A 24271-nucleotide genomic window follows, 5' to 3' on the forward strand; every position below is an offset into this window, starting at 1 on the left:
CTCGACGATCTCGTCCAGCGCCCGAGGGGCAGAAGCAGCTTACCTCGTGGACGGCCGAGGAGGCCGACGCAGCACCGCTTCTCCACGGCAGTCGGTCCTCCGGTGAGAGGAAGTGCTCACGGACAGCACTGCCCATGCACAAGGGAGGTCCTCGTGCCACGTAGGCTGTGCTGAGGTTCATCAAGGGGGCGGCTTGGAGCACGAGATCCTGGTTCCCGGCGTGGAGCTTCTCGAGTCGATGCGGTCTGTCGGCTACTCGTTTCAAGCGGCCATCGCCGATCTCGTCGACAACAGCATCAGCGCTGATGCGCGGAGAGTCGAGATCACTGGAGATCCGATCGATTCCTCATTCCTTACCGTTCTCGACGACGGCATAGGAATGAGCCCAGAAGAGGCGCGCACCGCGCTGCAGCTCGCGGGAAGCGCGCGGACGACGACACGCGCCGGCTCCGACCTCGGACGCTTCGGTCTAGGCCTGAAGACCGCATCGCTCTCCCAGGCGAGGCGACTGACGGTTCTCACCCGCAAGAACGGCGAGACGACCGCCCTCCAATGGGACATCGATCACGTGCTCACCACAGGGCAATGGTCACTCAGCATTCTCGGCGAGAACGAGTACGAGGCACTGCCCCGCGCTGATTCCCTGCTTTCTCGGAGCGCCGGCACACTGGTGGTCTGGCAAGAGCTCGACTACATGCTGGGCGCAGCGGCGCGCCCCGACGTCGTGATGGCTGAGCGCCTCCAGGATCTCAGGGGTCACCTCTCGCTCACGTTCCATCGCTTCCTGGATGACGGCACGCGGAATCCGCTCGTCATCACCGTGAATGGCATCGATGTGCCCGCCCTGGACCCCTTCCTCTCGAGAAACCCTCGGACGCAGGAGTCCTATCGGGAGCCTCTGACCATCGAGGGGCAGCGGATTGAGTTCCAGGCGTACACCCTCCCCCACGCCTCCGCACTCTCGAAGAAGGAGCGCGAGCGCTGGGATCTCGGTGCAGGCATGCGAGAGCGCCAGGGCTTCTACATCTATCGCAACCGCCGGCTGATCTCCTACGGTCACTGGTTCGGGCTGTCCCGGCGCGAGGAGCTGTCGAAGCAATCGCGCGTGATGGTCGACATCCCCAACACCGTCGATCACCTCTGGCAGCTGGACATCAAGAAGTCCCGAGCCGAACCTCCTCAGGCCTTCCGGACCCACTTCCGCCGGGTGATGGACCAGGTCATCGGGAAGAGCAAGCGGGTTCACACCTTCCGAGGTCGACGCGCAACAGGGGACACTGTCGCCAGGATGTGGGAGAAAGTGACCGAGCGCGACGGCTACCGTTACCAGATCAACGCCGACCATCCACTTGTCAGCGCGCTGCAGGAGACGCTGACAGACGAGCAGCGACGACAGCTCGGCCGACTGCTCGCTGACCTCGGACAGACCTTTCCTACCGCGGACCTCTACATCGAGGCGGCGAAGGGCCAGACCAGCTCTGCACCGTCAGTCACCACGACGGAGGTGCTGGAGCAGCTCTCCGCACTTCGACGCTCGGGCGGCTTCGGCAGCTTCTCCCCGGCGCAGGTCGCGTCGGTACTCCGGGCCACCGAGCCATTCGATCGCGTCGAGGACCTCGACGGACTCATCAAGCAGGTATGGAGCGCAAGCGCATGACGAGCACGGCAATCGAAACACAGAAGAAGATCCTGCTCGACGCTCTCAACATGACGCTGTTGAACGACCGGTCGATTCCGCTGGACGATCTCGAGACGAAGGCGCGCCTGCTCGCCCCGATTCTCGCACCCCAGCTCGGCGCGATAGATGTCGACGATGTGGTTGCTCGGGTGACTGAGGTGGGAAAGGTCGTGATCGATCTCATTCCGATCGTCGTCGACCCGGCGACGTTCAAGGAATGGCTCGCCGAACGAAGAGCCACGACGGACACCAAGCGGTGGAATGCCTACCGACAGCTCCTCGTCAATCGCGAGTGGAGCCCGAATGTCATCCAAAAGCTCGACGAATTGACGGATACTGTCCTCGAAAGCATGGGCGATCCGAAGATCCACGGCGAGTGGGCTCGACGCGGGCTCGTGATTGGAGAGGTGCAGTCAGGCAAGACCGCCAGCTACCTCGGCATTTTGAACAAGGCGATCGACTACGGATACAAGATCATCGTCGTGATCGGCGGGCACACGGAGGAACTCCGACGTCAGACCCAGCAGCGACTCGACAAGGACATGACCGGTGTCGACTCCGTCTACATCGCGGACAACATCGACTCCCGCTACGCGAACATGCGCATCGGCGTCGGGAAGATCGACTCCACGATCCAGAGCAACATCCTCACCACGACGCGCTCCGATTTCAGCGCCGCCAGCAAGAACGCCGGTGTCGTCGCCCTCGAGGGGGATACTCCGACGATCTTCGTCGTCAAGAAGAACGCGAGAGTCCTCGCGAACCTAGCCAACTACCTCGTCGGCCAGGCTCAGAACGGGAAGCTGAACGCTCCGTTGGTCGTGCTGGACGATGAGGCCGACTGGGCCTCCGTGAACACGAAGACGGAGGACGACGCGGCAGCGGTGAACAAGGTGATCCGCCGCCTTCTCGCCACTTCCAGTCGAAGCTCGTACCTGGCCATCACGGCGACTCCATTCGCGAATGTGCTCATCGACGACTCGGTCGACGAGGACCTCTTCCCCCGCGACTTCATCCAGGCTCTCGAGAGTCCCTCGAACTACACCGGAGTGGAGTCCTATTTCGGTCGGGAGACCGCCCCGGGAGTGCCGAGGCGCATCCGGACCGACGTGCAGGACTGCCTCGAAGTCCTTCCCTTCAGTCACAAGCGGACGGCACAGCTGGAGGAGTTGCCGACCAGCATGGTCAGGGCAGTGAGCACCTTCCTCGTGGGTACTGCGATTCGGCGGGTACGAGACGGCGAGACTCGTCCTGCGTCGATGATGATCAACGTCTCCCGATTCAACGATGTGCAGGAGAACGTGACCACGCAGGTCAAGCACTTCCTCGACGAGGTCACGCGAGCAGTGCTCGCGGAGTATGCGTTGCCGGAGGACGAGCTGGCAGATGGCAGGTCCTCAGCCTCAGTACTCGAAGACGTCTTCGAGGAGGAGTATCCGGGAACAGCGTCGTGGACTGACCTGCGACCGCACCTCCTCGACATTGCAGCCGAGATCACCGTCGTCCTGGTGAACAGCGGGACGATGGGCCCTCGCAACAAGCGCTTGAGCGAGATGTCACGGGAGGACCGTGAGGCCGAATCACGACTGCCAACGATCTTCGTCGGAGGCGATGTCCTCGCGCGGGGCCTCACGCTCGACGGACTGCAGGTGAGCTACTTCGTCAGGAAGGCAGCAGCCGCGGATACCTTGCTGCAGATGGGGCGGTGGTTCGGCTACCGACCGGGCTACGAGGACCTCGTTCGAGTGTGGATCGACTCTGCCGTCGTGGATCTCTTCAAGTACGTCGCAGATGTCTCGGACGATCTGCGCGGGTCCCTCCGCCTGATGAACTCCCTGAAGATGACGCCGCAGCAGTTCGGATTGAAGATGCGCAGGCACCCCGAGGCATTCCTGATCACAGCCGCGAACAAGCAGAAGAATGCTTTGCAAATCGAAGGCGAGGTGGATATTAATGGAGCTTTCTTCGAATCGTATGTACTGTCTTCAGAGACTGGGGACCTTGACCGGAACTTGAAAGCAGGAGTTGCTCTGGTGGAGACCTTGAAGACCCTGGAGGGCCCGGCCGCGAATCGCGGGTCACTCCTGTGGGAAAGCGTGCCCGCAGAAGTTGTCGCGCGCTTCTTCGCGCAATTTAGAGGTCATGACACCGAGACATTCTTCGGTCGCACAACCAAGAGCGACAAGGCACAACTGGCCGCGCACCTCGCTGATGCGGTGAACGCGGAGAGCTGGGATGTCGGATTCGTCACGGGCTCCGGGGATCAGTCGAGCGCGCTCGGACTTCCGGGTGATCCGAAGACCAGCCTCCGGACCGGAGTGGAGGCGAGCTCGGGGAAGTCACTGCGTTTTGGAAATCGACGCGTTGCAGCAGGATCCGACATCAAGAATGCGATGAATCAGGACGTCATCCGCGAGCTCGAGGCCGGTCTAGGTGCTGGCGAGCGACTCTCGGAGCCCACCATCATCCGCCATGCGTTGGAGCGTCCCCTGCTTCTCGTATACAGCGTGATCACTCAGACATTCACCGACGCGAGAGCCGAAGAGGTGCATGGCGCCGTGGTGAAAGACGACAAGCGGCCGAAGATACGAGCGGATGAACCGCTGGTCGCCGTCGTGGTGGCATTCCCGGTCTCCTCCGACGATGAAGAGCGGGCGGGAAGCAAGAAGGGCCGGGTGTCCCGATTCGTAGCGAACACGGTGTACGCGCGCATGAATCTCAATATGCAGTCGGCAGACGAGGAATCAGATGAGGGAGCCGCGTGAAGCTTGAAGAGGCCTTCGCCACCGTCCTTCGCGGGGAGGACGGCCAGGTCGTCCGGCTTCGTCATCTGTGGCTTCGCGTCTTCGTCCAGAACAGTCAGCGGCATCCGGCTCTCGTGCTTGAGCTTCCGTCAACGCTCGATTACTTCATCGACGGGGGGCGTGGCTTCTCAGTCCAGGTCTCGCAGACCCCTCAGACAGGACTCACATATTTGCGGATCACCTCCCTCGAGCCGGAACTCGATCCGGCCTTCCTCGTGCTCTGCCGGTACCTCCTCGAAGAGAGCCAGCGGGTCGACGGCGCGGAGGCGAGCGTGGAGGCGTTCGCACGCAGTCTCGAGGCGTTCCGGGACTTCCTCGCGAAGCCGCGCGGTCGACTTGGGGAGGACGCACTGCGAGGGCTGATGGCCGAGCTGACGATCCTCGAGATGATCCTCACCGCGGTGAAGACGCCGTCCACTGCCCTCCGGGACTGGAGCGGCCCCTTCGGCAACAGCAAGGACTTCATCTTCCCCTCGGGGCACTGCGTCGAGGTGAAGTCAGCCCACCGGCCGTCCATGGAGGTGACGATCTCGAGCCTGCAGCAGCTGGAACCTGCCAACGCGACGCTGCAGCTGGCAGTCCTGCCCATGGAGAGATCCGACGCATCGGACCAGGAGGCTCGCAACCTGCTCCAGCTCTTCGATGCCCTGGCGGCCGAGGCCGATCACGACCCGGGCTCCAGGAAGCTCTGGATCGATGCCGTCCACGCTCTCGGCTTCGACCGGGAGGACAGCTACTACGCCGACTGGTGGTTCCGGATCGGGGACATCCTGGCTTTCGATGTCGTGGACGAGTTCCCGCGCGTGCGCGCCGTCTCGGTTCCGGCCGCGGTGACGAGCGTCACCTACCGTTTGAACATCGCGTCGCTCGCCGACTACGCGAGCAGTCTTCGACTGCACTGAGCACGAACCGGAGCACAATCAATGACCTTCGAGGAAGCGCTTCGTGAGCGCATCGCCATCAGAGCGGAAGGCTCCTCCTCCTTCGCCGTCCAGGCTTTCGGCGAGGAGCTGGTGGCCCGTCTCCAGGAGGCGGAAGTCGTCTTCGATGCGACAGTCGAGCCTCTTCGCTGCTCCGGGCGGCGATCGAAGAAGCTGGAGATCCTCGGATACGCCGAGGACACCGCAGACGACTCGCTCGTCGTCATCGTCGGTGCTTACTACGACTCTCCAGGCTCGATCCTCACGAAGACGGAGGCACGCAAGATCTTCGGCGCCGGCGAGGCGTATCTCGAGCATTCGGTGGACGGCTGGCTCTCCGAGAACCTCGAGCCCAGCTCCCGCGAAGCGGAGTACGCGATCTACTTCCGCGAGAATCTGGCGAAGTTCAACCGTCTGAAGTTCATCCTCGTCACCGATGCCACGCTCAGCTCCCGGGTCACCACCATCGAGGATGAAGTCGTCGCCGGCAAGCCCGCGTCGTACTCCATCTGGGACCTCCGGCGATTCGAGGAGCTGGCTGCCTCCGAGAGTGGCCGCGATGACATCCGGGTCGACCTCACGGAGTGGATGCCGGAAGGCCTCCCCTGCCTCATCGGCGCGGAGAACGGCGCCGCCGCGACGAGCTATCTCGCGGTTCTTCCTGGGCGGCTCCTGGCTGATGCCTTCCAGCGCTACGGTAGCCAGCTGCTCGAGTCGAACGTCAGGACCTTCCTCAGCGCACGCGGGAAGGTCAACAAGGGAATCCAGTCGACTCTCGCTGAGGAGCCCGACATGTTCCTTGCCTACAACAACGGCCTCACGACGACCGCCACGGGGGTGACGGTCGAGCAGCGGGACGGCGCCAGCTTCATCACCTCGATCGACAACTGGCAGATCGTCAACGGAGGACAGACGACGTCGTCTCTCGCGCACTTCGTCCGGCTGGCGAAGGACCGCTCCCTGGAGGGCGTCTTCGTCCAGATGAAGCTGGTGACGGTGGCTCCGGCTCAGGCGGCGGATCTGGTCGCCAAGGTGTCCCGCTACGCGAACAGCCAGAACAAGGTGAGTGAAGCCGACTTCTTCTCGAACAGCCCCTTCCATGTGCGACTCGAGCAGATCAGCCTGCGCGTCAAGGCGCCCGCCCGAGACGGGGTGCAGTTCGGCACCGGCTGGTTCTACGAGAGGACCCGCGGTCAGTACGAGAACACGAGGAACGCGCGGACGCCTGCAGAGCAGCGGCGCTTCGAACTCGAGTTCCCGAAGAGCCAGGTCATCACGAAGACGGACTGGGCGAAGTTCGCCTTCTCCTGGGAGCAGAAGCCTCACGAGGTCAGCCGGGGTGCGCAGAGCAACTTCATGGCGTATGCGGTGGCGACCGACCGCCTGTGGGAGCAGTCGGCCGATGCAGTGAACGACGACTACTACCGGCAGAGCATCGCCAAGGTCATCATGTACAACCGACTGAGGGCGGCCGTCATGAAGGCGGACTGGTACGAGGGCGGATATCTCGCCAACATCGTCGCCTACGCGATGTCCAAGTTCGCCTTCGAGCTGGGCCGTAAGATGCCCGACCACCGATTCGACTTCGACCGAGTGTGGCGTCAGCAGGCGCTTGGTCCGATCACCGAGGAGGCGTTGCTGGGGATCTCTCGAGCCATGCATGCAGTGCTCACCGATCCGGACCGGCCTCAGAAGAACGTGACTCAGTGGGCGAAGCAGAACGCCTGCTGGGACTCCGCGCAGAAGAAGCGGGTGGTTCTGCCTCCTGCGCTGGTCGATGAGCTCACGCTGACCAGCGCTGCGCACGCGGCACCGGGAGCACCCAGCGCGACCACACCGGAAGGTGGTTCGGTGGTGGAGTCGGTTGCTCGGGTTCTGCGCGTCGATCCCGCGGTCTGGGCGGCTGTGCTCGGTGAAGGAGTCGTGCGAGGCATCGTCAGCCCCATCGAGCGCGCTCTGATCGAGCGCCTCGCCGTCCCCGGTACCGTGCCCAGCGAGAGGCAGGCGGCCCGAGCGCTCGCTGCGCTGGACCGCAGCGCCGAGCACGATCTCGTCGCTGCCGACGCCTACTGACGCCGACCTCGCGCCGGCTGCTTCAGTCGGCGGCTCGATCGCGAAGGAGTGCGGCCAGATCGGCCTCGCCGCGCTCTTCCAACCGGAACAGGACGTCTGAGGCAGATGCGCTCCGATCGAGGCCGACGGCGATGGCCAGAGCGCGATCATCCTCAGCCGAGACACCGGTCAGCGCCGTGACGTCCCCCGAGTCCTCCACTGCCGTCACGGTCACCCGATCTTCAGCGAAGTCCAGCCGGACGACGTCCCCGCCGGCGCTGTCGATCGTGGCGAGAGCGGCTCGGATGGTCCCCATCTGCGGCTGAGTCCCCTCCCACGTGACAGTGACGCCCCAATCATCGCCGTGCCAGCGCTTCCGCTCGCCGGGCGCGAGCCCGAGCGCGAGCGCCACGCCTGAGGACAGCACCGTGCCGCTCCCGCGGAGGTGCTCGGCCGTCACCTCGAGCCGGAAGGCGACCCTCTCGTCGTCGAGGAAGTAGAGGTTCTTCGTCAGGCCAGGCCGCTTGCGGACGGCGGCACGCCGCTCCGCGAAGCGGACCACTCCGGCGCGGGTGACGAAGGGCCAGCCCGCCGCGTAGCCGCGCACGCTGCTCGCGGCCACCGACAGCCGCTCCGGGAGGTCCTCGAGGAGTGCGTCGAGTGCGACGGCGCCGTCGCTCCGCTCCACCTCCGCTGCGATCGCGTCCTTGATGCTTGTGTAGACCTCACCGCCCCATTCCACGAGCCCCCAGTCGCCGCGGCCGACGCGGATGAGCCGATCGTCGTTCGCGAGCGCGTTCCGGATCGACCGAGGCTCCCGCTCCCCCTCGAAGGCGGCCTCGATCCACTCGATCGACCGCGGTGCTCCCTCGACACTCAGGAGCGCCACCGTCAGATCTCCGATGGACGCCCGGCGCGTCCTCGCCCACACGTCGCCGATCCTCACGTGACCGAGCGCGGTCATCCACTCGACGACGCGCTTCTCAGAGAGCGCCGTCCACTCCGCGAAGGACGCGAGCACGTCCGAGTGGGAAGCACCGCCGTGCTGGTCGGCGAGGTCGGCGAAGCGGACCTCCGTCTCCGACCGGGCGCCACCGAGGGAGGGGACGGCGAACCAGTCGCCGTCTCCCTCGAATCCGTCGTCGACCGCGTCGAGAACGGCCAGCGCTGTCGTCCCGTCGTCGTCGACGGGATCGAGGAGTCCCGGGACGGAGGCGAGGAGTTCGACGTGCGAGAGGACGCCGATCCGCGACCTCACTGCCGCGGCTCGGAAGGCCAGGCCCTCGTCCCGCTCCAGCCAACTCGACGTCGCTTCCCGCACTCGGACCTCGATCTGACGGACGCGCTCCCGCGTCACCCCGAGGCGCTCGCCCAATTGGTCCAGGGTCACCCGGCGACCGCCCACATGGCGCCCGAGGAAGATCATCCGCTGACGGTCATCGAGGGCGGCGAGGTGGACGCCGAGCTGCTCGGGCAGGGAGGCGAAGCCCGAGCCGTCGCCGACCCACTCGTCCGAGGTCAGCGCGTCGAGCAGAGCCCATGCCTCGACGACGGCCGCGGGAGCAGCACCGAGGTCTCGCGATGCGGAGAGCAGTGGGGCCTCTCCCTGTCCGAGAGCCTGTCGCCATGACGCTGCGACCTGCACCGCGTCCAGGAGCTTCGTCCTCGGGGTGGCCTCCGCCGCCTGACGCGAACGCCGTGTGAGCGCGGCGGAGACGGCGGGAGGAGCCGGCGACGTGCTGTTGGAGCGGATCGCCTCGTCGACGGCCCAGCCGAGCAGCTCGGTCGCGCTGCGCGCCCCCATGCCTCGGAGCACCATCACGCCTCGCACTCTCATGGGGGCGAGAGCCTCGAAATCGGTGATGTCCTCTCGGATCAAGACGTTGCGGAGGCGGACGCTCTCCACTTGGCCTGGAACGTCGCGGGCGCTCACGGCCGGGAAGAGCTCGCGAAGGGTCGACGAGGTGCGGTACTCGAGGATGTGCTCGACGATCGCGGAACGGGCGCTCGGGTCGTCCAGGTCCCGGCCGGTCAGGGCTGCTCGGAGCTCCGCCCTGTCGGCGGTGGCATGCCCTTCCAGCCAGGGGAACGCGCCGCTCCAGGCGCTCGGCAGATCCGATTCGAAGGCGAAGTCCTCGTATGCGCTCGCGGCCATCGGGGCCCCCTCTCAGCTCCGCCATTCTGGTCTGCGCAACCGACATCTGTCGCCCGCACCACGTCCAGGCTTGACCGAGGGGCAGTCGAAGTGCTCAGTGCGTCGCGACGAAGACCAGGCCCGACGCGAGCAAGAACACGAGGACGGCAGCCACTGTGCCGATCGCGGGGATCCACCAGATCCGACGCGACGTGTTCGGCCGGACGAGTGCGACGACCGTCACGATGAAGGTCAGGGCGACGACTCCGGGGACGAGCACGGTCGTCGTGCTCAGGAGCCCGTAGTCGAATTCGCCCGGAGCTCCCCCCGCACCGATCTATCGCCAGCTGCTCGACCAGCACGAAGAAGGACAGGACGACGCCGAGGACCAGCAGGAGGACGACCAGCAGGATTGCGGTCAGGCGGTCCGCGCGGGCGGAGAGGCGACGGCGGAGCGGCGGGGGAGGTGACAACCGATCGAACGGGTCCCGTTCGCCCCAGTCCGAATCCGAATCGAAGGCCATGGAGCCGCTCGAGATAGTGGAGCAAAGCGGATGAGCATCTCCGATCGCATGGCATCAGTGCGGGTCAGCACGTGGCCAGCACCGCTTCCGCCGCCTCCCGGTCCTGCGCCCCGACCGCCAGCCCGTACTCGCTGAGCACCCCCACGAACTGCTCCACGTACCCGCAACGCAGCTCCGCGGCCGGAGGCAGCCACTGCCCCGGGCCGGCGTCGCTCTTCGCGCGGTTGGTCTGCTCGGAGGCGGCGACGAGGTTCGCGGGGTCGTTCGCGAAGGCGAGGCGCTGGTCGTCCGTCCACGACCAGGCGCCGTGGTGCCAGGCCCAGCCGAGGGCGACGACGTGGTCGATCTGCACGAGGCGGGACGTGTCGGTCCCGGAGACGAAGGCGACCGAGGTGCCGTCGTAGGGGTCGATCAGGGTGCCGGTGAGGACCTTGCAGTCGCGGGTGCCGGGCTTGAACACAGGGGCGAGCAGGTCGCGGCCGAGGACGTCGTTGCGGGTGTCGCAGCCGTTGCGGTCGACGTCCGACCACGCCTGTCCGAAGAGGTCGCGGTCGTAGGGGACGGCGGCGGGGCCTTCGACCGAGGGGAGAGCGGCCAGCGTCGCGAGGGACGGAGCGGACGGCTCCGTTTCCGGAGCGGACGGCTTGACGTCCGCCGAGGGGCTGCTCGGCGCGGGAGCAGAGGGGCTGCTCGGCGCGGGAGCAGCCGGACTGCTCGACGCCGCAGAAGCACCGGCCGAGGAGGACACCGCCTCCGGTCCGCCTCCTCCCGCCGTGTCCGACAGCGCGACGGCGGCGACGGCGAGCGCCGCAGCCCCCAGCAGAGCGAGGATCGCACCAGCCCGTCGACGAGGGCGCCGGCGCACGGGGGACGTAGGCCAGTGGCGCATGATCGACCCCTCCTGCGATGAGACCCGCGATGCGGTCGACGCGACGCGCCTCCTCAGTATGCGGAGTGACCCGCTCCGGGCTCGACGGTCGGGCGGAGGGTCGGGAACAGGGGGCGGCCGCGCGGAGCGACAGCGTCGACGGCCGGGATCGAGCCTCCCGGAGGCCACCTCGTCGCGCCCGCGTCGTCGACCCGCGCCTGCTTGACTGCTCCCATGGAGATCTTCATCGGAGTGGTCGGCCTGCTCGGCGGGCTGGTCATCGCCGGGCTCGCGGTCGTCGCGGTGGTCATCGGACGGCGGCGGGCGATGCCGGCGTCGCTGGTCGACGTCGAGGTGCGGCTGACGCACGCCGGGGACGACTGGTGGCGGGTGGGCGCGCGGGTGCGCAACTCCGGCCGCTCGCTCGTGCCGGTGACGAGCTACAGCGACGGGCGGCCCATCTCGGTCGATCTCGGCGGGGCCGTGTCGGCGGAGTGGTACGGGTCGGCTCCCCGGTCGGACGCGTGGCGGATCGATCCGGCGGTCGGGCTCCTCCTCGGACCCGTCGCGCTGGAGCGCGGGGCCGACCTGGGGGCGACCATCGTCGTGCGCGGGCGGCCGCAGGTGCGGATCGACGCGCCGCTGCGCTACGTGCCGGTGCGCGAGAACGTGATCGAGTCGCAGACGCCGGACGCCGCTCCGGTCTGGGGCGTGTCCGAGGCCGCGGCCGCTCCGGCAGCAGCGCCGTCGTCGGCTCCCCCCGCGCCGATCCGGCCGCGCCAGCAGCGCCCGAGGGACGCCGACCCGAGCCGCGCCGAGCGCGAGAGCGTCCTCCGCGGCGGCTTCGGAGTGTGGGCGGCGATGATCGCGGGCGGCGCAGGAGCCGTCGGCGTCGCGATCGGGATCGCCCTCGAGCTGGCCGGCGTCGAGGCGTCGGGGCTGGGCGGCGCGGGCATCATCCTGATCGCGGCCGGCTTCCTCGGCCTGGTCGGCACCCTCGTGATCCGGCTGCTGCGCCGCTGGCTCGAGCCGCCCGCCCTCTGGCGGACGCCCGCGCAGCGCCTCCGCCGCCCCGGGACGATCACCGTCCTCATCCTGAGCTACGCCGGACTGGCGCTGTTCTGCACCGAGTTCGCAGCGCAGTCGGTGACGGGCGACACGACCTGGGTGGCCGGTGTCGCCGTGCTGATGCTGATCGCCGCGCTAATCGGCATGGGACTCGTCGGGTTCCTCCGCCTGGTCGTCCTGCTCGGCGTGCGCCGCGCCTCCCGGGAGACCCCGTGACCCGTGAGGTCGTCGTCGTCGGAGCCGGCCTGGTCGGAGCGGCGACAGCCCGCGCCCTCACCGAGCGCGGCGATCGCGTGGTGCTCGTCGAGCAGTTCGAGCGGGGCCACGACCGCGGCTCGTCCCACGGCGCGACGCGCATCTTCCGCCGCGGCTACCTCGAGGACGACTACCGCGCCCTCACCGGACGGGCCGGGCGCGCCTGGGCACGGCTCGAGGCCGAGACCGGCCGCCGCCTGCTGCACCCGGTCGGCGCGATCGACCACGGCGACCCCGCCGTCCTGGCCGCCGTCGAGGCTGTCCTCCTGCGCGACGGGATCCCCGTGGTGCGGATCGAGGCGGACGAGGCGCAGCGGCGCTGGCCGGGACTCCGCTTCGAGACCGACGTCCTGCTGCACCCCGAGGGCGGACGCCTCGACGCGGCGGCCGCGATCGACGCGATGCTCGACTCCGCCCTCGGACGCGGCGCCGTCCTCCGGACGCAGACGCGGGTGCTGGGCATCGAGGAGCGCGCCGACGACGTGCGCGTGCTGACCACCGACGGCGCCATCGAAGCCGACGCGGTCGTCGTGGCCGGCGGATCCTGGACGCCTCCGCTCGTGGACGGCCTCATCCGCGCGGCCGGCCGACGCCTCCCTCCGCTGCGCGTCACGCAGGAGCAGCCCGCGCACTTCGCGACGGACCTGCCCCTCGACTCCTGGCCGAGCTTCGCCCACCACCGCGCCGGCCTGCCCGTCGTCTACGGGCTCGCGACGCCCGGAGTCGGGGTGAAGGTGGGCGAGCACAGCACCGGAGTCGTCGTCGATCCGGACGAGCGCACCTTCAAGCCCGAGCCCGGAGCGCTCGCCCGCCTCGTCGGCTACGTCGCGGAGTGGATTCCGGGCGTGGACGCGGCGAGCGCCACTCCGATCAGCTGCCTCTACGACAGCACGCCCGACGAGGACTTCGTGCTCGACCGCGTGGGCCGCGTGACTCTGGCGACCGGGTTCTCGGGGCACGGCTTCAAGTTCGGTCCGGTCCTGGGCGAGCTGCTCGCGGACCTCGTCGCCGGCGGGGCGGCGCGGGAGCGGTTCCAGCTGCTGCCGGTGTGAGGGGCGGGTGCGTCCGGAGGAGCGGCTTCCGACCGGGGAGCAGCGGCTTCTGACCGGGGAGCAGCGGATGGATTCCGACGCAGCAGCGTCTGCTCAGCGGCCTGCCGGGCCTGTTCCGCGCTGCTCGCGGCCGTCCGGGTCGAGGAGGACGGCGTCGTCCCAGCCGCTCGCCGCCGCCGTCGCACGGGCCTTCGCGGGCGCGCGCCGAGCCACCGCGACGACGATCAGCACCCCCAGCATCACCAGGGCGGCGGTCTGCAGCGGCGGCGCGACCATCGCGAGCGCCTGCCGCACGTAGAGCTCCGGCGGGACCGTGATCGAATCGCCCTGGTACTGGTTCGGCAGCAGGAGGACCACGACCGGGAGCGCGAGCACTGCGGCCCAGAGGACGACGGTCACCGCGATCGCGGCGGCCCAGAGCAGGCGGACCCGCGTCATCGGCGGGGAGCCCTCAGCAGCGGGACCACGACAGCCAGGCCGAGCGCGATCAGGCCGACGGTGAGGAACGGTCCGATCGCGTTGTCGCTGAGCACGCGCAGGTACTGCTCGGGCCCGAAGGCGCTCTGCGACGGCGAGTAGTCGTACCAGCTGTGGGAGCTGTTCCAGAGGGCGAGGAGTCCGACGAGGACGCTCACGCCGCCGACGACCCCCAGGGCTCCGGCGATGCGGCGAAAGGGGACGGCGGGGCGGGGGTCGGCGTCGGTCGCGTCGCGACGGTCACCGGAGCCGGGTGCCGCGTCGCGGGGAGCGGAGTCGGGTTCGGCGGGGAGCGGGACGGTCGGCTCGGTCGGGAGTGGGACTGTCGGCTCTGCGGGTCGGGGCGCGGTCGGCTCCGCGGGTGTCGGGACGGCCCGCACCGCCGCTCTCGCGCGCTCCGGAGCGGTGAGTCGGCCGGAGACTCGGGAGCCCGTCGGGCCGCCGACCGATCGCACGTCCTCGTGCTCGGGAGCGGACCCGCCGCCTCTCCGGCCGGCCGAGCGCCCGGTGCCCGCGGCGCCGCCCGACAGGAACGGGGAGCGGAGGCGCTCCTCTCCGCTGCCGCGCCGCTCGGCGCCGCGTCCGTCGTAGCCGCGCTGGAAGCCCGCGTGGTAGCGCGGGTCGGTGCCGCCCTCGTCCGTCCCGCCGCTCTCGCGTGGGGAGCCGTCCGCTCCGGTGCTCCGCGCCATGCCGTCCCCCGCTTCGTGCAGTCGGGCCATCATGTCGCACCTCGCCCGCTGCGGGGAGGTGCCGGGCGGAGCTCGGGGGGCGGTCGACGGAGGCGGGGGTTCAGCGCCCGGCCGCGGTGGTGCGCGACGGGAGGCTGACGATCCCCGCTCCGACCAGCAGCAGGCCGATCGTCACCGCCGTCAGCGCCGACCAGCCTCCGGCTCCGACGGCCAGGCCGAGGAGCCAGCCGCCGGCGGCCGAGCCCGCGTAGAAGGCGATCGTGTAGACCGCGCCGGCGTGCCCACGGAGTGCCGGAGCCGCGCGCGCTCCCGTCCAGGCGGCGCCGGTCGCGTGCAGGGCGAAGAAGCCGGCCGTGAAGACGAGGAGTCCCGCGATCACCACGGCGACGTTCTCGGCGAGCATCACCAGCAGTCCGACGATCATCAGGGCGACGCCGATCCGCATGACGAGGCGGGGGCCGATCCGCGGCCCCCATCTCCCCGCGAGCCGGGAGGAGACGGTTCCCGCGAGGTAGGCGGCGAAGAGGAGGGAGACGAGCGCGGGCGCGAGTGCGAACGGGGGCGCCTCGAGCCGGAACGCCAGGTAGTTGTAGACCGCGACGAACACGCCGACCGCGAGGAACGTCTGCAGCGCGATCGCGACGAGCATCGGATCGCGGAGCACCTGCGCCGTCTTTGCTCGCCAGCCGCCGGGAGCAGTCTCGCGCGCGCCGCCGCCCCGGGGCGCGAGCACCGCGAAGACGATCGCCGCCGCTGCGCAGACGGCCGTCACGACGAGCAGGGCTCCGCGCCATCCGAGCGCCGCCGCGAGCGGTCCGGCGAGCAGGCGTCCGGCGGCACCGCCGATCGTGGTCCCGGAGACGTAGGCGGTCGCGGCGGCCGTCGCTCCGGCGCCTCCGACCCGGTCGTGGATCGCCGCGACGGCGAGCGCCGGGACGGCACCCAGTGCTGCTCCCCCGAGGAAGCGCAGGACGAGCAGGAGCTCGAAGGTCGGGGCGACGCAGGCGAGCAGCGCCAGGACCACGGACGTGAGGACCGCGATCCGCATGGATTCGAGCCGTCCGATGCGCTCGGCCACCGAGGCCCACGGCAGCACCGAGAGCGCCAGTCCGAGGGTCGCGGCCGAGACGGTGAGCGCGGCGTCGGACGGGGCGAGGGCCCATTCCCGCGCGAGCTGCGGGAGGACGCTCTGCACGGCGTAGAGCTCGGCGAAGGTCGCGACCCCGGCGGCGAGGAGGGCGATGGTCAGCCGCCGCTGCGAGAAGGGCGCCGCTGCGCGCATCGGTCGGGTGCGTGCGGCGGTGCTCATGATTCCGACGGTAGACCGCCTGCGGGTGCATCACTAATGCCCTTTCTCGTACTGTTCATGCGTTCTGGTCATGTCCGGATCTAGGGTGGTGGCGTGTCCGACGACTGGCCCGCGACCCTCCGCCTCCTGCCCCTGCTCGTCGCGGTCGCCCAGACCGGGAGCGTCACGGCGGCGGCCGCCGAGCTCGGGATCCCGCAGCCGACCGCGAGCCGGTCGCTCGCCCGGCTGTCCGGCCTGGTCGGCACTCCCCTGGTCCGCCGGGAGGGCCGCGGGGTGGTGCTGACGGAGGCGGGGACCCGTCTCGCCGAGGTCGCTCAGGACGGCATGTCGGTGATCCGCGCCGGCCTCGCGGAGGTGCGGCAGGCGGGCGACGTGGAGCACGGCCGGATCGACCTCGCCTTCCAGACGCTCCTCGGGGAGAGCTTCGTGCCGGATGTGATCCGCCGGTTCCGCCGACGTTGGCCGCAGGTGGGCTTCGGGCTCCGTCACGGCTCCCGAGCCCTCTGCCTGAGGGCCGTGGCGGAGGGCGAGTCCGAGCTGGCGATCGTCGCGGATCCGCCCGATCTCCCCGGAACCACCACGACGACCCTCTACTCGGAGCCTCTTCTCGCGGTCGTGGACCCCCGTCATCCGCTGGCCTCGCGGCGCTCGGTCACGGTGGAGGACCTCCGCGGCCTCGACCTGATCATGCTGGCGCCCGGCTACGGCCTCCACGAGTCGGCCCGGCGCCTGCTCGCCGTGGACGGCCGCGACCCCGTGCCGGCGTTCGAGGTCGGCGACTACCGCGCCGCCCGGGGACTCGCGGCAGCCGGCCTCGGACTCACGATCCTGCCGCCGAGCCCGTCCTCGGTCGACGACGACGTCCGCGAGATCCCGATCGACGATCCGGGCGCGAGCCGTGAGATCGGTGTGCTCGCCCGCGACACCGGAAACCCGGTCGTCCCCGAGTTCCTGCGGGCCCTGCACGCCGCGGCGGCCGCCCGGCGCCGGTGACCGCTGCTCGGCTCTGCTGTCAAGCACAGGAAGCGGAGGCCCTTCGTGCAGCAAGCTTCGAGAGGATCCCCGCACCGCCAGCGACACCCCCCTCCCCCCGCTCCTGCACCACGTCACCGAGGACGGCCCCGGTCATGATCCTTCTCCGCACCCACGCCAACCGCTGGACCGCGCGCGCCCGCCGCAGCGGCGTCGTCCTCGGCATCATCACCCTGGTCTCCGATCTCCCCCGCCCGGCCTACCGGACGGTCCGCCTCGACCCGACGAGCGGCGAGCGCGTCCTGCTCCGCGACACCGCCGAGCTCGAGGAGGCCTTCGCCGTGCTCCTCGCCGGGCTCGAGCGCTCGCGCATCGCGGCCTCGGCATCCCCAGCCGAGTCGGCTCCCCCGTGCGCCCCGGTCGACGCGCCCGTCGCGGTCGCGGACGACCTCGAGGAAGCCGCCTGACCCGACGGCGTCCTTGCGGGGAGACCCTCACCGCGCATCAGGTGCCGAGCTCTCCGCCCGCCTCCTTCACACTCGACGTGTCGGATCCACGTGCCGTGACACCTCGACCGGCGGATCCGCCCTCGGCAGGTCCCGCGGACCGATGACCCGTCGGAGCCGGGCCGACCTGCGCGACCGCAGGAGAGCCCGGCGCCAGCGCGGATCGGTGCGGGCTCGGAGGTGGGGGTCGAGCGGGCGGAAGCCTCCCGCGGTCCGCTCCTCGATCAGCACGATCGTCGCGGTCGCGAGGTGCAGTCTCCGGACCGGCTCCCTCTCGGGATGCGGATGCCCGGAGCGCGTGCGGAGCTGCTGCTCCAGCTGCTCCGGGTCGGCGGACCACCAGGTGCTGACGCCGACGCGTCCATCGGGGAGAGGGAAGCGCTCGGTGATGCGGTACGGGAGGCCGTGCTCGGTCATGCAGTAGTGCCTTTCGAGGAGAGGGTCCGGGAGCCCGGGCCGCGCTGCAGCGGCCCGGGCTCCGGTTCACGAGGTGCGGGTCGAGCGACGGCGCAGCGCCGTCAGAGCGCCGCCGGCCAGGAGCAGAGCGCCGGCTCCGGCCGCGAGGGGCCCGGCCGCCGCTCCCGTCGAGGCGAGCACCGTCGGCACGAGTCCGACCGGAGGCACCGCCACCTGGGCGCAGCTGGCTCCACCGTCGTCCGCGCACGGGTGCAGGACGGTCGTCGGATCGAAGCCCTCCGGGACCTCGGTCAGGCGTGCCCGGTTGGGGATGGTCCACGCGTCCACGCCGTCGGAGACCCGTCCGGTCACGGTGAACGTCGTCGACGCTCCCGGGGCCAGAGACAGGTTCTCGACAGTCAGGTCGGACGACGCCGGGCCGCCGTCCCGGGAGATCGTGACGTCGCTCAGGTGCGCGAGCTCGGGGATGTCGGTGAGGGTCACCCCGTCCGCCGGCCGAGCCCCCTCGTTGGCGACCACGATCCGGAACCCGGCACGCCCGCCGTGGTCGACCTGATTCCCGATCGCCGTCTTCTCGATGGAGAGCCTTCCCTCGACGGGCGGCACCGGGATCTCGGCGCAGGACGACGTCGCATCGTCAGCGCAGGCGTTCGCGACCGTCGGCGGGTCGAAGCCCTCGGGCTGGTGGGTGATCGAGACGCGGTTGGGCAGGGTCGCGGCGTCGTACCCGTCGGCGACCCGGCCGCTGACGTGCAGCGACACCTGGCCGCCGGCGGGGATGTCGAGACCCGTGACGGGCTCCGTGGCCGGCTGCGTTCCTCCGGCGCCGTTCTCGATGGTCGCCTCGAGCAGGTGGTCGAGCGTCGGGACGTCGGTCACGGTCACGTCCGTCGCGTCGACCGTTCCGGTGTTCGCCACGACGATGTCGAAGCCCGCCGTGCCGCCGTGCTCGGCGCTCGCCTGGGACGCGGTCTTCCGGATCAGGAGCGACCCCTCGCCGATGTCGTGCGGGACGGTGGCGCAGGGGTTCGCGTCGGTCCCCGTGCCGGACGAGGCGGGAGCGAAGGGCGCATCGGCGAGGCAGGCCGTGTTCGTCAGCGCGCGGTCCCCCTCGCCGGTCACGATCACGTCGAAGGTCAGCTCGGCCGTCGCCCCGACCGGCAGGCTGCCGGCCGCCCAGGAGATGCGGCCCGTCTCCGCATCGATCATGGCCGTGCCCTGCGAAGCGCGGAGGGAGCCGGAGTCGAGCTCGGCGTCGTCGAGCACGCCCTTGTCGAGGTAGTCGATGACGGCGGCGTCGGAGTAGTCCCCGGTCCCGTCCGAGGTCAGCGTCACCCGGTAGGGCACGCGGCCGCCGCGGAGCAGCGGAGTGGCGGAGTCGACCGACGAGGTCTTCGCGATGGTCACGTGCGGCGCGAGCGGATCGAGGCGTGCGACCGCGACCGCACCGTCCGAGCCGTAGGCCCAGTCGTCGATCGCCCGCAGGTCGCCGTAGGAGCCGTGCACCGAGTCGTTGGCGTTGGGGACGCGGCCCCGCCCGGAGTCGTCGCCCTCCCAGCGGTGCACCCCGCCGGACGAGTCGGTGCCGCCGTCGCCGGACGTCACCGCGGAGGTGCCGGAGTACCGCTCCGAGTTCGATCCGGCGAGGAGCGAGTCGTCCCAGTGGACCATCGACGGGTCGTCGCCGCCGCCGGTCGACCTCACGACGGACACGCCGCCGGCGGACGTCTCGGCGTCGACCCGCGTGAAGTGGAACTCGTTCGTGCGGCCGATGGAGGCGCGGAAGGTGACGTCGGGGTCGGTCACGTCGACCGCCCCGCCCTTCGCGTCCCGTCCGTCCCAGTCGACCGAGAAGGGACCGGTCGTCCCCGCGATCCGGGTGAGGTGCACGTCGCGCTCGCCGTCGTAGGAGCCGTCCCCGTCCGCATCGACGTCCACGACGACGGTGCCCGGCTGCGTCCCCAGGACGCCCGTGAGCGTGCCCGCGTCGGAGCCCGCGGACGACCGCCGGAAGGCGAGGCCCTCGATCGTCGGCGCTTGGTAGGGCGGAGCGATCGACTCCGGCAGGTCGGACGACGGCGGGTCCAGGAAGAGCTTGTAGGTCTGCAGGCCGTCGATCCCGGAGCGTCCGGACGCCTGGACGTACTGCGCCCCGATGCCGCCCGCCTCGCTCGACTGCGGCATGGGGACCGAGAGATAGGACGGATCGGACGACCCGACCTTCACGTTGCCCTTGTTCGTGGCCTGGACCGTCGAGGCGACCCCGTCGTAGCCGCGCAGCCCCAGCTCGTAGCGGGCGCCCGTCTCCGTGACGGCGTGGAGCGTGAAGGACGAGCGCCTCTCCTCGGGCGAGGAGTAGGACTCCTTCGCCCCGGACTGGATCGCATAGGACTCGGACCACACCCGGCCCGCGACCGCCGCGCCCCGCGCGTCCTGGACGCCGATGCTCCAGACGAGGTTCACCGGCGCCGTCACGTCGTCGTCGGACACCCGGATCTGGAAGACCCCGGTCTCGTCCGCCACGAACGAGCCGCCGGCGGACACCGAGGGCGCCGCTCCGGGCGCGAAGTCCTGCTCGTCGAGGACGGCTCCGCCCGGAGCCGTCACCCGGGCGGTACCGCCGCCGGTCTCGCCCTCGCCGGTGCCCGAGCCCGCCTGGAGCGGGTGGAGGTCCACCCGGAGCGTCTCGCCCTTCTGGACCCAGGCCGAGACGGTCGTCACGCCGGCGTTCGTCGCGCCTCCCTGCAAGAGGGTGTTCTCGATCGTCGTGTGAGGACCGTCGGCGGCGAGGGCGGGCGGCGGTGCGAGGCCTCCGCCCAGCAGCCCGCTCACGAGCACGCAGCCCGCCGTCGTGCCGACCAGCGCTCGCGCCGTCCGCGCTCGGGGTCGTCCGCGCTCGTCCCGCCCCGACTGTTCCGTTCGACTCATCCGATGTCCTCTCCTCTGCCGACCGAGCGCACTGCGTCGGCGGCGACCGTTCAGCCCCACGGAAGGAGAGTATTGCTCGGTTCGACGTCACCGCGGCCGGTACGGCTGCATCCGTGGAGAACGGCGCGAGATGGGCGCTGTGGAGGAGGAAACGGCGCGCGAGAAGAGCCGAGCGGCGTGCTCGCGACGGGTGATCGCAGAGCCCGCGAGGAGTGATCGCGAGCACGAGCGCGGACTGATCGCGGATGCGGGCGGAAGACGGTCGGCGCCGTCGACGGCGCGAAGAGGCGTCCTGCGAGACGGAGGACCGGCCGTTCCGTCGCCCCGCGCTCTCCGGGAGACCGACGCCGACAGCCACCGGAACGATTGACCGTTAAAACGAGAACGGCCCGCCGAAGCGGGCCGTTCTGCTCTGTCTCAACCAGAGTGCGCCCGGAGGGATTCGAACCCCCAACCTTCTGATCCGTAGTCAGATGCTCTATCCGTTGAGCTACGGGCGCAGTCCATCGCGTGGGCCAGAGGCGCACGCAACGAGGTACGACTATACATGCCGGGAGCCCCCTCCGCGAATCGGCGGCGGCGGCGCAGACGGCTCCGTCTCGGGACGCCGCCGCAGCCACGAGAACCCAGGCTCCGTCGCGGTGTCCCGGAACGCGCCGCAGAGCCTCCGACGGGCGGATGCCGCTGCTCCCCCTCACGGCGTACCGTGGGCTCATGGAGGCCGCCGCGATCGAGCTCGTGGGCTTCGTCGTCTCTCCGCTGCACCGCTACGAGGGCCGCCCCGCCGATGGCCCGGTGCCGTCCGAGGGCAACGAGCAGCCCGAGCGGATCGAGATCCGCGCAGGCCTCGGCATCGTCGGCGACCGCTTCTTCGCCCAGCGCGCGCACCGCCCCGCGGCGATCACGCTCTTCGCGGTCGAGACCCTCGAGCACATCGCCGCCGAGCTCGGCGCAGGGCCCTTCGACCCCGCCGACGCCCGCCGCAACATCATCGTCCGCGGCGCCGACGTCGATGCGCTCGCCGGCCGCACGTTCGCGATCGAGCAGGGCGGGGAGCGGATCGAGTTCCAGGGCGGACGACCGGCCAACCCCTGCGCCTGGATGGACGTCGTGCTCGCCCCCGGGGCGTTCCGGGCGATGCGCCGGCGCGGCGGCGTCCGGACCGCACCCCTCACGAACGGCGTCCTGAACACCGGGCCCGCCCGTCTGATCCTCCACAGGTCGGACGACATGCTGATCTGAGCCCGGCGGCGAGCGCCTAGGCTCGCAGCGACCGACTCCCCCGATCGAAGGAGGCCCCGTGCTCCGCCCGAGCGACCTCCTCCCCACCCTCGCCACGACCCTGCGGCGCGGAGTCCGCGACGTCTTCGCGACCACGCGCTCCCGGGGGCGGGATCCGCACCGCCGCACCCGCAGCACCGACGTCTCGGTCCAGCGGGTGCACCACCGAGACGTCTGGGCGCGGGTGAGCACAGTGGGGCGCGACGGCGAGCGCACGTTCGTCCTCGTGTCGGGGATCGGAGTCGCGGCCACCTACTTCGAGCGCCTCGCGCCCGCGCTCAACGAGTTCGGTCCGGTGCACGCTCTCGACCTGCCGGGCTTCGGCGGCGTACCGCACCCGATCGACGCGCGCCGCATGGACATCGGAGACTACGCCGAGCTGGTCGGCGCCGTCATCGACGAGCTCGGCCTCGACGATCCCGTCGTCCTCGGCCACTCGATGGGGACGCAGGTGGTGGCCGAGCTCGCCGCGCGCCGTCCGGAGCTGACCACCATCGTCCTGCTCGGACCCGTGATGAACCGGCACGAGCGCCGCCTCCCGACCGCCGCGCTCCGCTTCGCCCAGTCGAGCGTCCGCGAGCCGATCAAGGTCGCGATCCTCGCCGCGGGCGCCTACCTCCTCTGCGGACCGCGCTGGTTCTCCCGTGTGCTGCCCGAGATGATGCACTACCGGATCGAGGAGACCGTCCCCCGGATCCGCGCGTCCGCCCTCGTCATCCGCGGCGAGTTCGACCGGCTCGTGCCGCGCGAGTGGGCGGAGGAGATCGCCCGGTCGATGCCGCACGCGCGGGCCTGGGAGATCCCCGACGCCTCCCACTCCGTGATGCACGCGCACGCGGAGGAGGTCGCCCGCCTCTGCGTCGAGCACGCGCGGGCGCCGCAGCCCGACCGGGACGAGGCCGCCCTCCGCCGCTACCCCGACTCGGAGGTCGACCACTCCGAAGAGGACGCGCCCACCGAGGACCCGATCGGCGCTCTCCGGGGACGCATCACCGAGCTGGCCGGGATCCTCGTGGACGACGACTCCCTCATCGCCGAGGGCAAGACCCTCCACGCCGAGGCGAGCGATCCCGAGGCACTGCACCAGGTCGCTCCGGACCCGGGCGACGGCGAACTCGTCGAGGGCGGCGGACCGAGGAAGGACGGCGAGCAGGACGGCTGACCACCGCAGGCCACCACGAGCCGCATGTCGCGCGGCGCGAGACGCCGAGCGCTCGCGAGAGCAGCCCTCCCGCCGACGCCACTCGGCGCCCGCCCGTCAGGACTCGGCGCCGACGATCTCCTCGCGGATGCGCCGCAGGTCCTCGGCGAGCGCCCCCAGCAGGATCCAGTGCTGCGGATGCGGAGTCGCGATCACGAGCGGCGCGGTGAGAGCGGGCAGCTCGTCCGTGATCGCCTCCGGCTCGGGAACGTCGACCGAGGACTGCACGAGGAGCCGCAGATCGTGGGCGGCCCGGTGCAGCTGGACGGCGATGTCGGCGATCGTCGGCTCCCCGACGAGCTCGTCGTCGTAGAGGTCGTGCACGGTCCGCGTCATGCCCCGGACCCGGGTCACGATGCGCCCCAGCCGCGGGACGACGGAGTCGAGGGCCAGCAGCCGGTCGCGGTGGGCGGAGCGGCGCGGGTTGAGGCGGAGGGACTCCTCGCCGGTCGCGATCGCCTCCTCCGCCTTGCTCTGCATGGTCTGCAGCAGCCGGGCGTTGATGAGCAGCTCGTCGAGCCGGCGTCGCGGGACGGGGGCCTGGAGGGCGTCGCCGAGGTCGTCGAGGGCGGCGGCGAGCTGAGCGGTGAGGTCTCCGATCGCCCGCTCGGCCGGTGCCAGCACGACCGGAGGGACGATGAGCACGTTGATGACGACTCCCACCGCCGCGCCCAGCAGGGTCTCGAGGATGCGGTCGAGCGCGTAGTTCGGCGTGACCGCGCCCACCGAGAGCACGAGCATCGCGCTGATCGGGATCTGCACCGCGGAGGCGGGGGTCAGGCGCACGGCCCACCCGACGGCGATCGCGGCCACGATCGCGAGGAGAACGATGATGCTCTCGCCGCCGAGCACCGTGCCGATCACTGATCCGACGATCACGCCGATGATGACGCCGACCGAGCGCTCGAGGGCCTTGGAGAACGACTGGTTGATGCTCGGCGCGACGACGAGGAGCGCGGCGATCGCGCCGAAGACGGGCAGCGTCCCCGGGAAGACGACGCCGGCGAGGAGCCAGGTGACGACCGTGGCCGCCGCCGTCTTGACCAGCTGCAGCACCGGCGGCCGCGTCGGCACGGTGAAGCTCGAGGTCAGGCGCATGGGACCACGGTAGCGAGCACCCGCTGCCTCGCGGTCCC

19 protein-coding genes and 1 tRNA gene are annotated in these 24271 nt (G+C 70.3%); 10 read left to right on the forward strand and 10 right to left on the reverse strand.

The window, feature by feature from the left end; all coding sequences use genetic code 11:
* The first annotated feature begins 193 nt into the window (after nucleotides 1-193).
* From C5B95_RS03065 to C5B95_RS03080, 4 genes are read left to right on the forward strand one after another with little or no spacing between them, the layout of a single operon-like run.
* Nucleotides 194-1657, forward strand: a complete 1464-nt coding sequence (locus C5B95_RS03065) for an ATP-binding protein (protein WP_104348436.1) — start codon at nucleotides 194-196, stop codon at nucleotides 1655-1657.
* Nucleotides 1654-4443: a Z1 domain-containing protein gene (locus tag C5B95_RS03070; RefSeq protein ID WP_181067980.1), complete on the forward strand. Its 2790-nt coding sequence runs from the start codon at nucleotides 1654-1656 to the stop codon at nucleotides 4441-4443. Before C5B95_RS03065 ends, C5B95_RS03070 begins: the two co-directional genes overlap by 4 nt.
* A complete protein-coding gene (locus C5B95_RS03075) occupies nucleotides 4440-5384 on the forward strand; it encodes a PD-(D/E)XK motif protein (protein ID WP_104309383.1) in 945 nt (314 codons plus the stop codon). Before C5B95_RS03070 ends, C5B95_RS03075 begins: the two co-directional genes overlap by 4 nt.
* Nucleotides 5385-5405: 21 nt before the next feature.
* Complete coding sequence (locus C5B95_RS03080; protein ID WP_104348438.1) at nucleotides 5406-7475, forward strand: AIPR family protein; 2070 nt, start codon at nucleotides 5406-5408, stop codon at nucleotides 7473-7475.
* Between the two features lie 22 nt (nucleotides 7476-7497).
* On the opposite strand, the gene C5B95_RS03085 is transcribed toward C5B95_RS03080, so the two are convergent.
* The 3 genes from C5B95_RS03085 to C5B95_RS03090 all read right to left on the reverse strand — a co-directional run bounded on the left by C5B95_RS03085 (nucleotide 7498) and on the right by C5B95_RS03090 (nucleotide 11001).
* A complete protein-coding gene (locus C5B95_RS03085) occupies nucleotides 7498-9609 on the reverse strand; it encodes a sigma factor-like helix-turn-helix DNA-binding protein (RefSeq protein WP_104309381.1) in 2112 nt (703 codons plus the stop codon).
* 94 nt (nucleotides 9610-9703) lie between these two features.
* On the reverse strand, nucleotides 9704-9868 hold the full coding sequence (locus C5B95_RS17350; RefSeq protein WP_181067981.1) for a hypothetical protein: 165 nt from the start codon (nucleotides 9866-9868) through the stop codon (nucleotides 9704-9706).
* Between the two features lie 308 nt (nucleotides 9869-10176).
* A complete protein-coding gene (locus tag C5B95_RS03090) occupies nucleotides 10177-11001 on the reverse strand; it encodes an HNH endonuclease family protein (protein WP_104348439.1) in 825 nt (274 codons plus the stop codon).
* A gap of 213 nt (nucleotides 11002-11214) precedes the next feature.
* Between C5B95_RS03090 and C5B95_RS17790 the strand changes: the two genes are divergently transcribed.
* Together C5B95_RS17790 and C5B95_RS17795 are read left to right on the forward strand one after the other, a co-directional pair.
* Nucleotides 11215-12264: a hypothetical protein gene (locus tag C5B95_RS17790; protein WP_104348440.1), complete on the forward strand. Its 1050-nt coding sequence runs from the start codon at nucleotides 11215-11217 to the stop codon at nucleotides 12262-12264.
* A complete protein-coding gene (locus tag C5B95_RS17795) occupies nucleotides 12261-13355 on the forward strand; it encodes an FAD-dependent oxidoreductase (RefSeq protein ID WP_104348441.1) in 1095 nt (364 codons plus the stop codon). The genes C5B95_RS17790 and C5B95_RS17795 overlap by 4 nt, the downstream gene beginning before the upstream one ends.
* 93 nt (nucleotides 13356-13448) lie before the next feature.
* On the opposite strand, the gene C5B95_RS03105 is transcribed toward C5B95_RS17795, so the two are convergent.
* The 3 genes from C5B95_RS03105 to C5B95_RS03115 all read right to left on the reverse strand — a co-directional run bounded on the left by C5B95_RS03105 (nucleotide 13449) and on the right by C5B95_RS03115 (nucleotide 15830).
* Complete coding sequence (locus tag C5B95_RS03105) at nucleotides 13449-13793, reverse strand: hypothetical protein (RefSeq protein ID WP_104348442.1); 345 nt, start codon at nucleotides 13791-13793, stop codon at nucleotides 13449-13451.
* Nucleotides 13790-14554: a hypothetical protein gene (locus C5B95_RS03110; RefSeq protein ID WP_146076479.1), complete on the reverse strand. Its 765-nt coding sequence runs from the start codon at nucleotides 14552-14554 to the stop codon at nucleotides 13790-13792. Before C5B95_RS03110 ends, C5B95_RS03105 begins: the two co-directional genes overlap by 4 nt.
* Nucleotides 14555-14621: 67 nt before the next feature.
* Nucleotides 14622-15830: an MFS transporter gene (locus C5B95_RS03115; protein ID WP_104348444.1), complete on the reverse strand. Its 1209-nt coding sequence runs from the start codon at nucleotides 15828-15830 to the stop codon at nucleotides 14622-14624.
* A gap of 93 nt (nucleotides 15831-15923) precedes the next feature.
* On the opposite strand from C5B95_RS03115, the gene C5B95_RS03120 reads away from it, so the two are divergent.
* A complete protein-coding gene (locus tag C5B95_RS03120; RefSeq protein WP_104307935.1) occupies nucleotides 15924-16823 on the forward strand; it encodes a LysR family transcriptional regulator in 900 nt (299 codons plus the stop codon).
* Between the two features lie 134 nt (nucleotides 16824-16957).
* Nucleotides 16958-17269, forward strand: a complete 312-nt coding sequence (locus tag C5B95_RS03125; RefSeq protein WP_104348445.1) for a hypothetical protein — start codon at nucleotides 16958-16960, stop codon at nucleotides 17267-17269.
* Nucleotides 17270-17335: 66 nt separating this feature from the next.
* Here the strand turns inward: C5B95_RS03125 and C5B95_RS03130 are convergent, their stop codons facing one another.
* From C5B95_RS03130 to C5B95_RS03140, 3 genes are all read right to left on the reverse strand, one after another.
* Nucleotides 17336-17725, reverse strand: a complete 390-nt coding sequence (locus tag C5B95_RS03130; protein ID WP_104348446.1) for a hypothetical protein — start codon at nucleotides 17723-17725, stop codon at nucleotides 17336-17338.
* A gap of 66 nt (nucleotides 17726-17791) precedes the next feature.
* Nucleotides 17792-20653 carry a DUF11 domain-containing protein gene (locus C5B95_RS03135; protein ID WP_104348447.1) on the reverse strand — a complete coding sequence of 954 codons (2862 nt, stop codon included), beginning with the start codon at nucleotides 20651-20653 and terminating at the stop codon, nucleotides 17792-17794.
* A gap of 427 nt (nucleotides 20654-21080) precedes the next feature.
* A tRNA-Arg gene (locus C5B95_RS03140) sits at nucleotides 21081-21153 on the reverse strand.
* Between the two features lie 214 nt (nucleotides 21154-21367).
* On the opposite strand from C5B95_RS03140, the gene C5B95_RS03145 reads away from it, so the two are divergent.
* Entirely contained in the window at nucleotides 21368-21895 is a 528-nt protein-coding gene (locus C5B95_RS03145; RefSeq protein WP_104348508.1) for an MOSC domain-containing protein, read from the forward strand.
* Nucleotides 21896-21953: 58 nt separating this feature from the next.
* Complete coding sequence (locus tag C5B95_RS03150; protein WP_181067982.1) at nucleotides 21954-23096, forward strand: alpha/beta fold hydrolase; 1143 nt, start codon at nucleotides 21954-21956, stop codon at nucleotides 23094-23096.
* 96 nt (nucleotides 23097-23192) lie between these two features.
* On the opposite strand, the gene C5B95_RS03155 is transcribed toward C5B95_RS03150, so the two are convergent.
* The gene (locus C5B95_RS03155) at nucleotides 23193-24233 is read right to left on the reverse strand and encodes an aromatic acid exporter family protein (protein WP_104225996.1); all 1041 of its coding nucleotides are present in this window, start codon (nucleotides 24231-24233) and stop codon (nucleotides 23193-23195) included.
* Nucleotides 24234-24271: the final 38 nt, after the last annotated feature.

This window comes from Rathayibacter sp. AY1A7 (assembly GCF_002930845.1).
Lineage (GTDB): Bacteria > Actinomycetota > Actinomycetes > Actinomycetales > Microbacteriaceae > Rathayibacter.

Excerpts from the sequence above, each read along its gene's own strand:
- C5B95_RS03080 (WP_104348438.1), top strand. The coding sequence starts at position 5,406 with ATGACCTTCGAGGAAGCGCTTCGTGAGCGCATCGCCATCAGAGCGGAA.
- C5B95_RS03085 (WP_104309381.1), bottom strand. The coding sequence starts at position 9,609 with ATGGCCGCGAGCGCATACGAGGACTTCGCCTTCGAATCGGATCTGCCG.
- C5B95_RS03125 (WP_104348445.1), top strand. The coding sequence starts at position 16,958 with ATGATCCTTCTCCGCACCCACGCCAACCGCTGGACCGCGCGCGCCCGC.
- C5B95_RS03090 (WP_104348439.1), bottom strand. The coding sequence starts at position 11,001 with ATGCGCCACTGGCCTACGTCCCCCGTGCGCCGGCGCCCTCGTCGACGG.
- C5B95_RS03115 (WP_104348444.1), bottom strand. The coding sequence starts at position 15,830 with ATGAGCACCGCCGCACGCACCCGACCGATGCGCGCAGCGGCGCCCTTC.
- C5B95_RS03135 (WP_104348447.1), bottom strand. The coding sequence starts at position 20,653 with ATGAGTCGAACGGAACAGTCGGGGCGGGACGAGCGCGGACGACCCCGA.
- C5B95_RS03110 (WP_146076479.1), bottom strand. The coding sequence starts at position 14,554 with ATGATGGCCCGACTGCACGAAGCGGGGGACGGCATGGCGCGGAGCACC.
- C5B95_RS03070 (WP_181067980.1), top strand. The coding sequence starts at position 1,654 with ATGACGAGCACGGCAATCGAAACACAGAAGAAGATCCTGCTCGACGCT.
- C5B95_RS03105 (WP_104348442.1), bottom strand. The coding sequence starts at position 13,793 with ATGACGCGGGTCCGCCTGCTCTGGGCCGCCGCGATCGCGGTGACCGTC.
- C5B95_RS03130 (WP_104348446.1), bottom strand. The coding sequence starts at position 17,725 with ATGACCGAGCACGGCCTCCCGTACCGCATCACCGAGCGCTTCCCTCTC.
- C5B95_RS17790 (WP_104348440.1), top strand. The coding sequence starts at position 11,215 with ATGGAGATCTTCATCGGAGTGGTCGGCCTGCTCGGCGGGCTGGTCATC.
- C5B95_RS03155 (WP_104225996.1), bottom strand. The coding sequence starts at position 24,233 with ATGCGCCTGACCTCGAGCTTCACCGTGCCGACGCGGCCGCCGGTGCTG.
- C5B95_RS03145 (WP_104348508.1), top strand. The coding sequence starts at position 21,368 with ATGGAGGCCGCCGCGATCGAGCTCGTGGGCTTCGTCGTCTCTCCGCTG.